Origin of the sequence: Romboutsia sp. 1001285H_161024_C4 (assembly GCF_015550185.1) — a bacterium.
GTDB lineage: Bacteria > Bacillota > Clostridia > Peptostreptococcales > Peptostreptococcaceae > Romboutsia_C > Romboutsia_C hominis.
This window is the reverse complement of record NZ_JADNAJ010000001.1, coordinates 79,082-93,671: the sequence shown is the minus strand read 5'-3', so window position 1 is coordinate 93,671 and position 14,590 is coordinate 79,082. Positions and strand designations below refer to the sequence as shown.

Annotated in this window: 15 protein-coding genes and 1 tRNA gene; 3 read left to right on the top strand and 13 right to left on the bottom strand. The window is 24.7% G+C overall.

Features of this window, described 5'->3' with window-relative positions:
* Positions 1-42: 42 nt before the first annotated feature.
* The gene (rpsT, locus tag I1959_RS00510) at positions 43-309 is read left to right on the top strand and encodes a 30S ribosomal protein S20 (protein ID WP_092927179.1); all 267 of its coding nucleotides are present in this window, start codon (positions 43-45) and stop codon (positions 307-309) included.
* A gap of 148 nt (positions 310-457) precedes the next feature.
* Here the strand turns inward: rpsT and holA are convergent, their stop codons facing one another.
* Together holA and I1959_RS00500 are read right to left on the bottom strand one after the other, a co-directional pair.
* A complete protein-coding gene (gene holA / locus I1959_RS00505) occupies positions 458-1,510 on the bottom strand; it encodes a DNA polymerase III subunit delta (RefSeq protein ID WP_092927181.1) in 1,053 nt (350 codons plus the stop codon).
* Positions 1,479-2,744 (bottom strand): ComEC/Rec2 family competence protein, encoded by a 1,266-nt coding sequence (locus tag I1959_RS00500; RefSeq protein ID WP_092927183.1) that lies wholly within the window; start codon positions 2,742-2,744, stop codon positions 1,479-1,481. The genes holA and I1959_RS00500 overlap by 32 nt, the downstream gene beginning before the upstream one ends.
* Before the next feature lie 611 nt (positions 2,745-3,355).
* On the opposite strand from I1959_RS00500, the gene I1959_RS00495 reads away from it, so the two are divergent.
* On the top strand, positions 3,356-5,002 hold the full coding sequence (locus I1959_RS00495; RefSeq protein ID WP_176698705.1) for an EAL domain-containing protein: 1,647 nt from the start codon (positions 3,356-3,358) through the stop codon (positions 5,000-5,002).
* A gap of 228 nt (positions 5,003-5,230) precedes the next feature.
* Here the strand turns inward: I1959_RS00495 and I1959_RS00490 are convergent, their stop codons facing one another.
* The gene (locus I1959_RS00490) at positions 5,231-6,388 is read right to left on the bottom strand and encodes a GNAT family N-acetyltransferase (RefSeq protein WP_195236820.1); all 1,158 of its coding nucleotides are present in this window, start codon (positions 6,386-6,388) and stop codon (positions 5,231-5,233) included.
* A gap of 1 nt (position 6,389) precedes the next feature.
* Positions 6,390-7,295 (bottom strand): DUF2156 domain-containing protein, encoded by a 906-nt coding sequence (locus tag I1959_RS00485; protein WP_092927189.1) that lies wholly within the window; start codon positions 7,293-7,295, stop codon positions 6,390-6,392.
* A gap of 189 nt (positions 7,296-7,484) precedes the next feature.
* On the opposite strand from I1959_RS00485, the gene I1959_RS00480 reads away from it, so the two are divergent.
* Positions 7,485-8,327 (top strand): ComEC/Rec2 family competence protein, encoded by an 843-nt coding sequence (locus I1959_RS00480; protein ID WP_195236819.1) that lies wholly within the window; start codon positions 7,485-7,487, stop codon positions 8,325-8,327.
* Positions 8,328-8,382: 55 nt separating this feature from the next.
* On the opposite strand, the gene I1959_RS00475 is transcribed toward I1959_RS00480, so the two are convergent.
* The 9 genes from I1959_RS00475 to selB form a co-directional block, all read right to left on the bottom strand.
* Positions 8,383-8,715 carry a winged helix-turn-helix transcriptional regulator gene (locus I1959_RS00475; protein WP_092927193.1) on the bottom strand — a complete coding sequence of 111 codons (333 nt, stop codon included), beginning with the start codon at positions 8,713-8,715 and terminating at the stop codon, positions 8,383-8,385.
* A 188-nt stretch (positions 8,716-8,903) separates the two neighbouring features.
* On the bottom strand, positions 8,904-9,308 hold the full coding sequence (locus tag I1959_RS00470; RefSeq protein WP_330615146.1) for an FAD-dependent oxidoreductase: 405 nt from the start codon (positions 9,306-9,308) through the stop codon (positions 8,904-8,906).
* 118 nt (positions 9,309-9,426) lie between these two features.
* On the bottom strand, positions 9,427-9,516 hold the full coding sequence (locus tag I1959_RS15850) for an FAD-binding protein (protein WP_330383778.1): 90 nt from the start codon (positions 9,514-9,516) through the stop codon (positions 9,427-9,429).
* Positions 9,517-9,535: 19 nt separating this feature from the next.
* On the bottom strand, positions 9,536-9,853 hold the full coding sequence (trxA, locus tag I1959_RS00465) for a thioredoxin (protein ID WP_092927195.1): 318 nt from the start codon (positions 9,851-9,853) through the stop codon (positions 9,536-9,538).
* Between the two features lie 145 nt (positions 9,854-9,998).
* Positions 9,999-10,706 (bottom strand): tRNA threonylcarbamoyladenosine dehydratase, encoded by a 708-nt coding sequence (locus I1959_RS00460; RefSeq protein ID WP_092927197.1) that lies wholly within the window; start codon positions 10,704-10,706, stop codon positions 9,999-10,001.
* A 348-nt stretch (positions 10,707-11,054) separates the two neighbouring features.
* A tRNA-Sec gene (locus I1959_RS00455) sits at positions 11,055-11,151 on the bottom strand.
* Between the two features lie 357 nt (positions 11,152-11,508).
* On the bottom strand, positions 11,509-11,823 hold the full coding sequence (locus tag I1959_RS00450; protein ID WP_092927199.1) for a rhodanese-like domain-containing protein: 315 nt from the start codon (positions 11,821-11,823) through the stop codon (positions 11,509-11,511).
* 170 nt (positions 11,824-11,993) lie between these two features.
* Positions 11,994-12,668, bottom strand: a complete 675-nt coding sequence (locus I1959_RS00445) for a uracil-DNA glycosylase (RefSeq protein ID WP_092927201.1) — start codon at positions 12,666-12,668, stop codon at positions 11,994-11,996.
* A gap of 14 nt (positions 12,669-12,682) precedes the next feature.
* Complete coding sequence (gene selB / locus I1959_RS00440; RefSeq protein WP_092927203.1) at positions 12,683-14,572, bottom strand: selenocysteine-specific translation elongation factor; 1,890 nt, start codon at positions 14,570-14,572, stop codon at positions 12,683-12,685.
* Between the last annotated feature and the right edge of the window lie 18 nt (positions 14,573-14,590).

The window sequence follows — 14,590 nt, the reverse complement described above, 5'->3', positions numbered from 1 at the left end:
ACGATGAATAAGATAATAAAGTAAACGAGGGGGTGAACCACGGTGGCAAACATAAAATCAGCTAAGAAGAGAATAAAAGTTATCGAAAAGAAAACTGCTTTAAATAGAGCTAGAAAATCTCAAGTTAAAACTGCAATAAGAAGATTCGAAGAAGCTGTTACTGCAGGAAACAGAGAGGAAGCTACTCAAAGATTCCAATTCGCTCAAAAGAAGATACAACAAGTAGCTTCAAAAGGAACTATACACAAGAACGCTGCAGCTAGAAAAGTTGCTAAGTTAGCTCAAAAGTTAAACGGAATGAACGCTTAATTAACCGTTTAAGTATAGATTTAAACCCTTGATTTATTTCAAGGGTTTTTTGTTTTGCTCAAAATTCAAAATTACCTTATAAAATTTCACCAATATATATCTAAATTTTTTATATAGAAATAAAAAATGAACCCTATTTAGAGTTCATTTATATTACATTATTAAATTCTCTTTTACAATATTTACTAACAAGCATCTCTACTGCTAATGTATCCCTAATTAACCCATTTTTTATCTTATAATCACATTCTAATATATAATTTAACATATCTATTATTATTTCATCTGAAAAGTTTCTACTTTGTTTTATAGCTTTCGTAGCTACAAATGGATGAATTTTCAGTTTTTCAGCTATTACTTTTGATGTGTACCCATCACTTTGTAATTTTCTTGATTGTACAACTACTTTAAACTGTCTTGCTATCATAGAAAATATCCCTAAAACAGATTCACCTTCATTTATCATATCGTTTAATATTTTCATGGCATTAGATGAATTTTTTTCACCTATATAATCTATTAACTTAAATATATCATTTTCTACCTTCTTTTGGGAAAGTTTATCTATTACTTCTCTACTTACAATATTTCCCTTTCCTACAAACGAACTTATTTTATTTATTTCATTTTCTAAATCCGATAATGTTTTTTCACTACTTTTATCTCTATATCCTTCTTGTTCTATAAAATACATTATCTCAGAGTTCTCTACTATTACATTATTGAGTTCAAATTTTTTTCTAACCCATTTAAATAAGTCCATATCAGATAATTTATCACAATTAAATACTATTCCTTTTTTATCTATCTTTTTTACTAGTGACTTTCTTTTATCTATATCCCCATATACTATAAATACTAAAACAGTTGTATCTGGTATATTATCTATATGGTCTATAAAATACTTTTCATCACTATCGCTAAAGTTCTTCTTTTTACCTTTTAATAATTCAAAATCTTTTACTATTACTATTTTTTTATCATCCATAAAAGGGAGTGTCTCTATAGAACTTATAACCTGATCTATAGCAGTTTCCCTTCCATCTATTATATCTAAGTTAAAATCAAGCATTCCTTCGCTTAAACTTTCTTTAAATACTTTTATTGCATTTTCTATTAAATAATATTCTTTTCCATAAAAAAGATATACATTTTCAAAGTTTCTATTTTTAATATTGCCTATAATATCCTTGTAATTCATTTGCCTGCTCCTTCATAACTTTCATTTCTCTATATATCATATATGAAAAAACTACAACATAGTAAATTATTACATATATCAAATTTGGATTTACAATCTCTAAATACAAAAAATCCAACTCACTTATTTTATTTAATATATAATATATATTATCTATTATAATATTATTAAAATACGCTATAAGCTTAGAAATACCCATGTTTACATTAAATAAAATTACACTTACAATACTCATATACATAATAATGCCTATAAAAGGAACTATTATAATATTACTAATTATTGAACTTATTGGTATTCCATTAAAATTATAATATATAATCGGTAATGTTAATATATTTGATGCTATAGTTATTGAAACTAAACTCATATTGATGCTCTTATTTATATATCCGTAAAAGTATATTATAGACAATGTAGAAAGAAAAGACAATTGGAAACTTATATTATATATAATATATGGGTTATTTATTACTAAAAATATGCCTATGAATGATAATGTACTTATACCATCTCTCTTCCTATCAGTAAATATGGATAAGTATAATATAGCAGTAAAAAATATAGCTCTAATTATAGATGGTGACTTATCAATCATCATAGAGTAAAGTGTTAGTAGAGATATAAGTATTATTAATTTATAATATTTATTAATTTTGCCTATTAAAATTGCTATAAAAACACATAAAATCCCCGTATGAAGTCCTGATATAGCAATTATATGACTTGTTCCTGTTCTTGAAAAAACTTCTTTTTGCTCACTAGTCATTTCATATTTTTCACCTAATATCAAAGAATTTATAAAATCAGAATTAACTTTGTATAAATATCTAGTTGTACTTCTTATATATATTTTTAATCTTCCTAAATATTTAAAAATCTTACTTTCACCTATAACTTTATAATCATTTAAATTTATTACTCCTTCATATCCATTGCTTCTCAAGTACTTACCATAATCAAAATCATCAAACTTCATACTATTTAGAGAATTAAATTTTCCATCTACATTTACTTTTAATCCAACCATAATATTTTTTCTCTTGGTATAATCTCTTACTAAGAATTTATCTATTATATATTCATCGTATTTCGCTTTTGTTTTTTTCCCTTTAACTATACCTATTAAATTTATATTAGATTTATCTTCATAAACATCTTCACAAAAAATATTAGTTATAGGGTATGACACTATTAATACTAATATAAATATTATAAGAAGCGGCCTTCTCATTTTTCCTCCTGCTGGTTTTTATCTTGATTATATTCAAATTTTATATTTTATAAACTAATTTCTTATAATTAACTTATACTTAATTTACTTACCGTTAGTTTCAGACTATTCTTCAACCAAGAAAATACATCTTTCCTCTAATATTTACATAGATTCAAATTACATAAAATTTAGTACTCATAAAAAATATACTAAAATATAAGTTAAAACCAAGCATTCTCAATAAAAATAAATAAATGATTTTTGAACTATCTATCAGTGATTTTTTATTTATAATAATGAAATTTCAAGTAAAGTTTTTAAATCGACAATATTATTGTAATATAACTAAAATATGAAATTAAATTACAAAATAAATAAAATATATGAAAATTTTTGTATGAAAGTGCTAAAATAAATATAAGGTAAAATAAGGTAAATAAAGGGTGATTAGTAAGAAATATATTTTAATAAATATAAAGTGCTTGATAGATATTAATTTTTAATATGGAGTAAATTAAAATGGGTGTAAAGCATATAAGAATTTTTATATAGTTAAATTAAGTAAAATACAAGTTTATGGTCACTACTTTATGAATTATATTTTTAAGGGCAAAAGGAGATTATTGACTATGGGAAAACACAAAATTAAAAGTATATTAATTTTAATTATAGTATTTTTAATAACTATATCAAGCTACAATACTTTATATGCCAATGAAAAAGATAGAACTGTAAAAGTAGGAGTGTATGATTTAGATCCATATTTTAATATAAAACCAAATGGTAAAGTAGAAGGTTATTACAAGGATATTTTAGACAAGATTATTTTTAATATAAATAAAAAATTGCCTATAAATAAAAAAGTAAAAGTTAAATATGTAAAAGGTAACATTCCTTCTTTAATTGAAGATTTAGAAGAAAATAAAATCGATATGATGATTGGACTTCATTACACCAATGAAAGAAAAGATAAGCTTATTTATTCTAAAGAAACTATAGGTACTGAACTATTAGGAGTTTACGTTAATAAAGATTATAAAGATATAAAATCTCTTAATAATAAGAAAGTTGCTTTTATAAAAAGTGAATATGAATCTAAATGGTTAATGGATGAGTTAAAAAGAAAAGGAACAAAGCCAATACTTGTATGGGGAGAAAATTTAGATCAAATAATAGATATGCTAAAAGATAAATCTGTAGTAGCAATTATAGCTCCTGTAAATCAAAAGAAATTAAGTAGATTTAAAAAAATCTATGAATTTTCACCAGGACCTGTATATATAACAGCATCAAAAAATAGCAAATGGATTATAGAAGAGATTGATAACTCACTAGAAAACTCTACTAAACATGAAAAAAATGAATTGGAAAAAATACACCTAAATTATTTTTTTAAAGGTATAAACTCAAAAGAAATAGTAACCTTATCTATTATAGCATCAACATGTATTTTATTTATATTGATAAAGCATATAATACCAGCTATAAAGATAAATAAATTAAGAAAAAATATAAAGGAAAACTTATCAAAAAATAGGTATAAACTTTATTATCAACCTATAATTAATCCTAAAAACGATAAGGTTGTAGGGTTTGAAGCTTTAATTAGATACATAAACCATGATGGAAAAATAATCTCTCCTTATTTTTTTATAAGTGATATTGAAAAATGTAATATGACAGAAGAATTATCAATATGGATATTTAAAACTGTATTAGAAGATTATGAATGGTTTAAGCTAAATACAAACTTAAAAAATGAGGAGTTTTATATTTCTATAAATATATCATACAATGAAATAAGGAGCAAAGAATTCTTAGAAAAAGTTAATTATATAATTGATAATGACAATGATTTTAAGTCGAAAAAAATTGTTTTTGAAATTGTTGAAAATATAGAATCAGGTAACTTTAAACAAATAAAAAGCGGAATGGAATTTTTGCAAAGTAAAAATATAAAAATAGCTGCTGATGATTTTGGTATTCAATATTCAAATCTAGATATATTATCTAAATTTGATTTTGATGTTGTTAAAATAGATAAATATTTTATAGATGAGATTAAAGAAGGTAATTTTAATTATGAGCTTATAATATTTTTAAGTAAAATTTGCAAATTATCTGGCACTAAGATAATCGCAGAAGGTGTTGAAAATAAAGAGCAAGTAGATATTATAAAAAATATAGATAGTGATAATATATTTATACAAGGATATTTTTATGCACAGCCTCAAGATAAAGAGGATATAGCTTTAATTAAAATAATTAAAGAATAAAATTTGATAAAACAACAATATAAAGCAAAAAGGAGCTGACAAAGTCAGCTCCTTTTCTATAATTAGATCTTCCCAATTTACACACTGGTATAGACATATTATCTATAATTCTAAGATTATGCTTTTATATCTAATTAATTTTTTTATTATCAAATTCATTCCATCTAAACCTTAGTAATCCATCTATTATATACTATTAAATACATTTAATATACAATTTAGCATCTTTTATACATATTCATTTATATAATTATCTTTCTTATCAAATATAGTTTTAAACAGCTTTATAACATTATCACTAGCTTTATTATTATTTATAATTAAAGCATCTTCTATGTCTATATATGAAAATCCTAACTGAGTCATTGTGTTTATGTTAAATGTAACATCAGCTTCAGATTGTATTTTTTCAACATAAATTCTTTTATTTTCTAATTTTATATTAAATATTCCATTATTTTCTTTTATAAACTTATCTTCAACTTCTATATTAGCACTTAAGATTAAGTCACTTTCTATATTTAAACTTTCTAAATATCCTTTTAAATTTATTATTCTTCCCATCATAAAAGGCTTAATTTTTATGTCTGACGTTTTAGGATTATCTAGTATAAATCTTATCTTATCATTTATAGGAGCTGATATAGTAACTTTCTTACATTGCGTATTATGATTATATATAAACTTAAGCATAGTTTTTAGAGAATCTATATTTTTATAATATATTTCTCTTACAAACATATTATCTCCATTTAAAAAATATATTATATATCCTTTTGCTTTTTCATCTTCATGAATATATATATGACCATTTTCACTTTTTACTTCTTTAAATAAGTTTTCATAGTATGCTTGATCTCTTTCTATATTTCCATTTGTATCCTTAAGAAAAGAATTACTTATATTTATTAAATCTTTAATGTTAGAATCCTTTGCTTTTATCATCTTTCCTTTTATTTTAAAGTTCTTTAATTCTTCTACATCTAAGTTATATTCTATCTGATCGTAACATTGTTCATATCCATATTTTCTATATAATCTATAATCAATAGGCATTAATATAGATACAAATTGACCTTTATTGTACATTTCATTAAGAGAAAATTCCATGATATTTTTCATATATCCCATCCCTCTTGCTTCTGGGAATGTTGATACTCCTACAACATATGATGTATCGTATATTTTGCTATTTAATTTTAACTTATATTGATTTAGTTGAAGAGAAGAAACTATATTTTCATCTTCTTCTATGACAACTGTATTATAATTTTTATATTTATAATTAAAGTAGTAATCTACGAAACCTTCTTCATCATTAAAACAATAATTCCATATATCTTTTATACTATCTATATCATTGTCTTTGGCATATCTTATATTCATATTATTTCTCCCTAACAGTATACTTTTCAACAAATTTACATGGGTGATATGATAATTTAGCTTTTCTAAGGCCTTCTATACCCATATCTTCTTCTCTATTTACAAATTCTACATCTGGAAATTCATTTACTATAAATTGTTGATTTATATAAGGATATAAGCCTCTTATATCTGGATTCGCTTTTTCTATATGAACTAGTGCCATGTTTTTATTTAAAAGTTCTCCTATTGTAAATGCCTCTAACTTTCCATCTACATATATACCAGCTATTTTTACTCTATCTTTTAGTATGTCATAGCTATCAAATATTTTTTTTATTCCTATTAACTCATCATCCATACCTTCATCAAATTCATTGTGTTCTTCCTTATTTATACTCCACTCTTTTAGTAAATTTAGACACTCCCCAAAGTTTTCTTTATCTAAAAGCTTATATTCAAATCTTCCTTCATATTCCTTTAAGAAGTAATTTATATGATTTCGCTTCTTTTGATTTTTTCTTCCCCCTAAAGTTCTTAAGCTCTCTCCTTCATATATATAATCAAATAAATCTCTTTCTTCTATATATTCAAATCTATCTTTAAAATCTTCTTTAAGTGCTTCTATTACCTCTTTTGTTACACCCCTTAAATATATTTTCTTATTTTCTTTTTCAAAATATTCTATAACAAAATCTATAACTTTGTTTAAATTCTCTTTTTTAGTTAATGGTAATATAGAGAAACTATCTCCTTCGTATTCACCAACTAATACTGCGAAATCTTCTTGTGTATAATAACTTGTTTTGTAAACATGTTGCCACATATATAATGTAGCAAAACAATACTCACATGCTTCATAGTCTACCAAATCAAAATATGGATCTAATTCCTTTTTTGCATTTATATCTATTTCTTTAAAAAACATAACTTCCTCCTGTTTACTATCTTCTGTATAATCTTGACTTTCATAATTTTTATCTATGTATAACTTTAAAAATCTCTAAAGTTGAATTTTTCTTTATTTTTTTGTTTAAAATCTTAACATAATAATCAATATTAACTTATATTACCCAAATTATTTTTTAATAAACATTTAAGTGAGGTGGTTTATCACTTGAGAAGTATAATTTTCTCGCTAATACTTATTATAATATCACTTTTATCTGGTTGTGACAAAGTTTCTCATTTAGAAATTCATATTATCGATGTTGGACAAGGCGATAGCATTCTAATCCAAACACCATATAATAAAAATATCTTAATTGACGGTGGAGACGAAGATAGTGATAACATAGTCAAAAGATATCTCAAAAAACAAAATGTAGATGTTATAGACTATTTAATAGCTACACACCATGATTCAGACCATATCGGTGGTCTTGATAACATAATTAATAACTTCAAAGTTAAATCTATTTATATGCCTGAATATAAGCATGATTCAACTTCCTACTCAAACTTAATATCAGCATGTTCTAATAAAAATCTATCTATAAATTACCTGTATAAAAATGATACTTTGCATGTAGAAGATAATATAATTTTATCAGTGTTAAGTCCTTCTTTTATACAAAAAGATAGCAATTTAAATTCTATAGTATTTAAGCTATCTTACCTGAACAAATCATTTTTATTTACTGGTGATGCTGAAGAACCAAATGAAATTGATATTATAAATTCATTTGATATTAAGGATATAGATTTTTTAAAGGTAGGCCATCACGGCAGTAGCTCTTCAAGTAGTGATCTATTCTTAGATGAAGTTAATCCAGATATAGCTGTTATATCTTGTGGTTATAAAAACCAGTATGGACATCCTCACAGAAATATATTAGAAAATCTTTCTAATAAAAATACCCTAGTTTACAGAACTGACATTTTAGGTGATATTGTTTTTTATAGTGATGGAGACATTATCTACACTAAAAATAACTACGAATATAATACCCATAAATAATATAACAATACATTATATTTATATCAATTAGTTACTTTTTAGTAACTATGCAATTTTATTCTTCACAAGTTATGTGTTGATTACTCCACTCTATCATTTTTGCCATTACATTTAAAAGTGCTAACCCTGATTCGCTAAGATAATACGTAGATTCAACAGTATTTTTTATTAATTTTTTATCATTTATAATAATATTATTTTCTATTAATAAATCTAGCTGCTGGATTAGCATTTTCTTGCTACATTTATTCATCTTCCTTTGTAAATCACCAAATCTTACTTTATCATCTTGTATAGCCCATATAATTCCCCCAACCCATTTTTTACCTAATATACTAGCTAATGCTTCAACGGGGCAATCATATACCATATCACTTATATTGTACATTTTTTGTCCTCCTTATTAAATCTTTGTATATATTAAGTTATAATATTATTTCTATTTTGTCCAATTTTAATCTTTTAAATTTTACTTTAATTTATTTTAGATATTATCTCTTTAAATTTTTTAACGATTTAAATTTTTTTAATAATAAAAAAACCTATGGATAAGTAAATTATACCGTAGGTTTTTTATTATTTCTGTAAACTCATTTGGTTTATTCTCAATTTGTCTAAGTGAGATATTGCACTTGATACCGCCATTTGACCTTCTCCTGATGACTTTAGATATTGATATGGCTTACCTGCACAATCTCCAGCTGCATATAACCATTCTACATTAGTTTTCATTTCTCTATCTGCTTTTATATGAGGTCCTTCAACTTCTAACCCTGGTACCATATAACTTGGCGATACACTATCCTCCATAATAAATATACCATCTGCATATAGTTCTGTATTTTTTAGAACTAATTTATTAACTGTTTTTTCTCCTTTTATTTCTAAAGGTTTATCGTTAATTATTTCTATAGATGAATCTAGTGAATTAGTTAATTTATACATTGGTATATAATATATCTTTGAAGCTATTTCACTCAAGAAGTTTGCATCTTCTTCTCCTTCATGATTGTATCCTACTACTGCAACTACTTTATCTCTATATAATCCCGCATCACAAGTTTCACAATATCCTACACCTTTTACTAGATATTTTTCTTCACCTTTTATTTTTATTTCTTATTTTAGCATTTAATGCAGCAGCCATACCTGCTGATCCACTACCTACTATTGCTATATCATATCTCATATTACTTACTTTCTTATATTTATATATGTGATTTAACAATTTCTTCTAATTTTTGTTTTGGTATAAACCCTACTAATCTATCTACTTCTTTTCCTTCTTTAAAAACTATAACTGTTGGTACAGTATGTATCTCAAATTGTCTAGCTAATTCTAAACTTTTATCTATATCAACCTTTAAAAATTTTGCATCTTCTTTCATATCTTGTTCTAATCCTTCAAATATTGGTGATAACATCTTACATGGTCCACACCAAGTTGCAAAAAAATCTACCACTGTTGTTTCATTTGATAATTCTACCTCATTAACAAATTCTTCTGTATTTATTATTCTAGTCATTACATTATCTCCTTTGTTTATTTTGATAAATATACTATACCAACTATAGTTTCTTATAACAATTAGTTACTTATTTGTAACCACCTATAAATATAACTTTTTAAAAAATAAAAAAGAAGAACACAAAGCATTCTTCTTTTTTATGTTATTTATTTATTAAATCATTTATAACAACAGATGCTATAACTAGACCTCCAACAGATGGTACAAATGAAACACTTCCTGGTGTAACCTTTTTGCCATTCATTATTTTTTCTTTAAGCTCTCTTGGCTTTTCAGTTGAAAATACTACCTTTAATTTTTTTATTTTTCTATCTCTTAGTTCTTTTCTCATCACCTTAGCTAATGGGCACATAGTTGTTTTATGCACATCTGTAACTACTATTTTAGTTGGATCTAATTTATTTCCCATTCCCATAGAACTTATTATTTCAAGTCCCTTCTTTTTGCAAGTTTCTATTAAATGTATTTTAGAACTAACCATATCTATTGCATCTACTACATAATCATACTTTTCACTTAATAGTTCTTCACTTGTTTCTTCATTATATAAACTTTTTATAGCTTTTATATTTATATCTGGATTTATATCAAGTATCCTTTCTTTCATAACATCAACTTTATCTCTACCTACAGTTGAGTGTAGTGCTGGAAGTTGTCTATTTATATTAGTTATATCTACATCATCAAAGTCTACTATAGTAAGATTTCCTACTCCTGCTCTTGCTATAGCCTCTGCTGCAAAACTACCTACTCCTCCAACTCCAAATACTATTACATTTGAATTTTTTAGTTTCTCTATACCTTCTTGTCCTATTATTAGACCGGTTCTAGTTGTAAAGTTTTTTTCCATATCTTATTTCTCCTGAAATTATTTATTATTGTTTTAAAAAAATATATTCTACCAAGTTATATAATGAGATTTACATAAAATTTATAAATCTACCTTTTAACTTATTATTAGTTTCATCATTTAATCTTATTATTTATTTTTATACGATAACTGATTGTATTTTTTATTATGTTAAAATTAAATATAATGATAATTATAATTTAATTGTACGAATTTTAAAAGATATAAATAAAAATAATTCAATAAAACATAAAATCATTTTTATATTAAACATTTATATATATTTATTGTATAGTAATTTAATGTACTCTTATAATAAAAAAAGAACTCATAAGAGTTCTCACAAATTGGCGGGAATGCGTGGGAGTCGAACCCACCTAAGAGGCTCTTAACCCCTCATACTAGTTTTGAAGACTAGAGAGCACACCGGCACTCATCCATCCCCATATTAATCATTTAATAAAAATATCATATTTCTATGCATATTTTATTATATTGACATAAAAGTATTTTTAATACCTTAATAATTTGTAATTATACCATAAATATACTCTATTAACAATCTTTATGCAATATATTTTAATAAAAAATTAAGTTCATAGTTTATTTTAATTGTAAACTATGAATCTCTGTACTATTATTTAATCAGATAATATTTATATTGCATTTCTAATAGATATTTACCATTTAAATTGTGACTTTTTAATATATAATATCAATTTGATAAAAATAAAATGTGCTTAGTAAGTTTTTTCAATAATTCTAGCACATCTTATTATATCATTTATTCTTAATATTTTCGTTATTTTTCAAGTTCATATTTATAGCCTTTTATACCTCCAAATAAACTATATAATTTATTAAATCCATTTATACTTAATACCTTACATGTAGCTTTACTTTGGCTCCCTATTCCACAATATAATAATATTTTCTTATCCTTGTAATCTGCCAAGAAATCCATCTCATCATTTATCTCATTCATTGGTATATTTATAGCCTTTGGCAAATGACCATTTAGGTAATATTCTTCATTTCTAATATCTATAATAAGATCGAATTCATTGTTATCTATCATTGACTTTATTTTTTCTGATTCTAATATATATATACTCATATACAGCCTCCTCTCTTATTTAATATATTATGATTTTTTTCACAATAAGTTACATAGTTAAAGTTAATATTATATATCTAATTATATTTTGACAAATATTTATTGATTTTATCTATAATCATATATTCTTTATTAACAAAATAACTACACCTATATAGGTGTAGTTATTTTTATATATTAGGTATTTGCCACTGTATAGGGCTTTTACCTATTGATTTTAATATTTTATTAGTTTCTAAGAAATGGTTACATCCAAAGAATCCTCTTCTTGCAGATAAGGGACTTGGATGAGGAGATTCTAATATATAATGATGATTAGAAGTTATAAGCGCCTTTTTGCTTCTTGCATTTGCTCCCCATAATATAAATATTACAGGATCTTTTCTATTATTTAAAATTCTTATTATTTCATCAGTGAAAATTTCCCATCCCTTCCCTTTGTGAGAATTAGCTTCATGAGCTCTAACTGTTAGAGCTGTATTTAATAGTAATACACCTTGATCTGCCCACGGAATTAAATAACCATTGTTTGGTATAAAACATCCTAATTCACTATTTAACTCTTTATATATATTTAATAAAGATGGTGGTATTTTTTCTCCTGGTTGCACTGAAAAAGCCAGTCCATGCGCTTGATTTTCACCATGATAAGGATCTTGTCCTAGTATAAGTACTTTTGTATCTTTATATGATGTATGCTTTAAAGCTTCAAATATATTATTCATATTTGGGTATATTATTCTTTCGCTATATTCTTTTTTTAAAAATTCTCTTAATTTTAAATAGTAATCTTTTTTAAATTCTTCTTTTAATAATTCGTCCCAGTCATTATTTAAATTTACCATTTTGTCACCCTTATCTAAAATAGTACTCTGCTATTTTCTTTTCTCTTAGTTATTTTATTTCTATCAAAGTTTTCTAATAATATCACACAATTTTTTCGGCTAGAATTAAGTAAGTCTCTGTATTCGCCTAAAGTTATTTCTTTATTTTCTTTTAAATAATTAATCAAATTATTTTTTAGTGTTTCATACAGCTCTTTATCAATAACATGCTTTTCATCTAATTGTTCTACTTCTTGTCCTATCATAGATTCTAGTACTTCTTCATAAAATTTATTTTTGTTACATATACCATCTATTGTTAATATATTTTCTGATTTATTCATGCTAGAATTTAACTGATTTTTTATAGTGTTTTTTATTTCTAGCTGCTTTGAGTTTAACCTTACTTCAAATTCATATAAAGATATTAGATTATCGTTTACTTTTACTACTTTTTCTTTACTTAACTTATCTATTAATAAGTCCATCTCCTTAGTCTTAAACTTACCTTCAACTTTAGATCTAAACTCTTCTTTTACCATACCATTTCTAAGTCTGTAAGATTTATGATACTTAGTAAGTAAGTCTACACTTTTAAATTTTAGAGTCTCATATTTATTAATATGCATATACATACTATTTATACAGATAGCTTTATCCATATTTATAAGCTCTTGTAAAGCTTTATCTACATTTTCTTCATTTTCTCCAATATAGGCCATTATCTCTTTTTTACTTGGATATATTTCAGTATTTTTTTTAAGATACTCTTCTAATATATCTTTTAATTCACCTTTTTCTTTTATCTTTAATGAATTTATAACGTTTGTATCAAATTTTTTATGCTTTTTAGGGTTTGTGTCTATTATAGTTCCTCCACCTATAGTTTCCATAGGTGAATAACTTCTAATAACAAATTTATCTCCTTTTTTAGCTACTATACTTTCTTCTAATCTTAATTGTACATATCCATCTTCTGATGAGTTTATTATTTCTTTGTCTAATGGTACTGCCCTGCACAAAATTTCTTTTGTACCATGGTAAAGCCTTAACCTATCCCAATGTTTTAAGCTTTTGTTTGAATGATTTACAATAGATATTTTAACATCTAACATCATGGATTCTTCTAAAGAATTTTTTGCACCTAAAACATCTCCTCTTTTTAGATCTTCAACTTTGACATTAGATATATTTATTGCAGTTCTTTGTCCTGCATAAGCAGTGTTTACATTTTCGCCATGAACTTGAATACTTCTTATTTTCGTTTCTATATTTGAAGGATATAGCATTAAATCATCTTCAACACTTATTTTTCCTTCTGTTAGGGTCCCTGTTATTACAGTTCCAAATCCTTTTACAGAAAATACTCTATCTATATTAAGCCTTGCAGGTGAACTTATATCATTATCTTCTATATCTTTACTTATTTCATCAATTTTGTTTATAAGTTTATCTATACCCCTTTTAGATATAGAATCAACTTCTATTATATCTGCATCTTCAAGAAAAGTTCCTTTTACCTTTTCTATTACATCTTCTTTTACTAATTCTATAAATTCTTCATCTACTGTATCACATTTTGTTAAAACTATTATTCCATTTTTGACATTTAAAAATTTTAATATATCTAAATGCTCAATAGTTTGAGGCATTACACCTTCGTCAGCTCCAATTACAAATAAAACCATGTCTAAACCAGATGCTCCTGCAAGCATGTTTTTTATAAATTTTTCATGCCCTGGAACATCAACTATACCTGCTCTTTTTTTGCTCGGCAAATCAAAATATGTAAATCCTAAATTTATTGATATTCCTCTCTTTTTTTCTTCTGCTAAAGTATCTGTTTCTCTTCCTGTAAGTGCTTTTATAAGGGTAGTTTTTCCATGGTCTATATGACCTGCTGTACCTATTACTATATTTTTCATGTTAATCTCCCCTCTTGT

What these genes read in the sequence shown, in the direction of transcription:
- holA (WP_092927181.1), bottom strand. Translation starts at nt 1,510, where the DNA reads ATGAATTACAAGGATATTATAGGCAATATTAAAAATAGAAACTTTGAA.
- I1959_RS15850 (WP_330383778.1), bottom strand. Translation starts at nt 9,516, where the DNA reads ATGAGATATGATATAGCAATAGTAGGTAGTGGATCAGCAGGTATGGCT.
- I1959_RS00445 (WP_092927201.1), bottom strand. Translation starts at nt 12,668, where the DNA reads ATGGTAAATTTAAATAATGACTGGGACGAATTATTAAAAGAAGAATTT.
- trxA (WP_092927195.1), bottom strand. Translation starts at nt 9,853, where the DNA reads ATGACTAGAATAATAAATACAGAAGAATTTGTTAATGAGGTAGAATTA.
- I1959_RS00495 (WP_176698705.1), top strand. Translation starts at nt 3,356, where the DNA reads ATGGGAAAACACAAAATTAAAAGTATATTAATTTTAATTATAGTATTT.
- I1959_RS00485 (WP_092927189.1), bottom strand. Translation starts at nt 7,295, where the DNA reads ATGTTTTTTAAAGAAATAGATATAAATGCAAAAAAGGAATTAGATCCA.
- I1959_RS00460 (WP_092927197.1), bottom strand. Translation starts at nt 10,706, where the DNA reads ATGGAAAAAAACTTTACAACTAGAACCGGTCTAATAATAGGACAAGAA.
- I1959_RS00500 (WP_092927183.1), bottom strand. Translation starts at nt 2,744, where the DNA reads ATGAGAAGGCCGCTTCTTATAATATTTATATTAGTATTAATAGTGTCA.
- I1959_RS00475 (WP_092927193.1), bottom strand. Translation starts at nt 8,715, where the DNA reads ATGTACAATATAAGTGATATGGTATATGATTGCCCCGTTGAAGCATTA.
- selB (WP_092927203.1), bottom strand. Translation starts at nt 14,572, where the DNA reads ATGAAAAATATAGTAATAGGTACAGCAGGTCATATAGACCATGGAAAA.
- I1959_RS00490 (WP_195236820.1), bottom strand. Translation starts at nt 6,388, where the DNA reads ATGAATATAAGATATGCCAAAGACAATGATATAGATAGTATAAAAGAT.
- I1959_RS00450 (WP_092927199.1), bottom strand. Translation starts at nt 11,823, where the DNA reads ATGAGTATATATATATTAGAATCAGAAAAAATAAAGTCAATGATAGAT.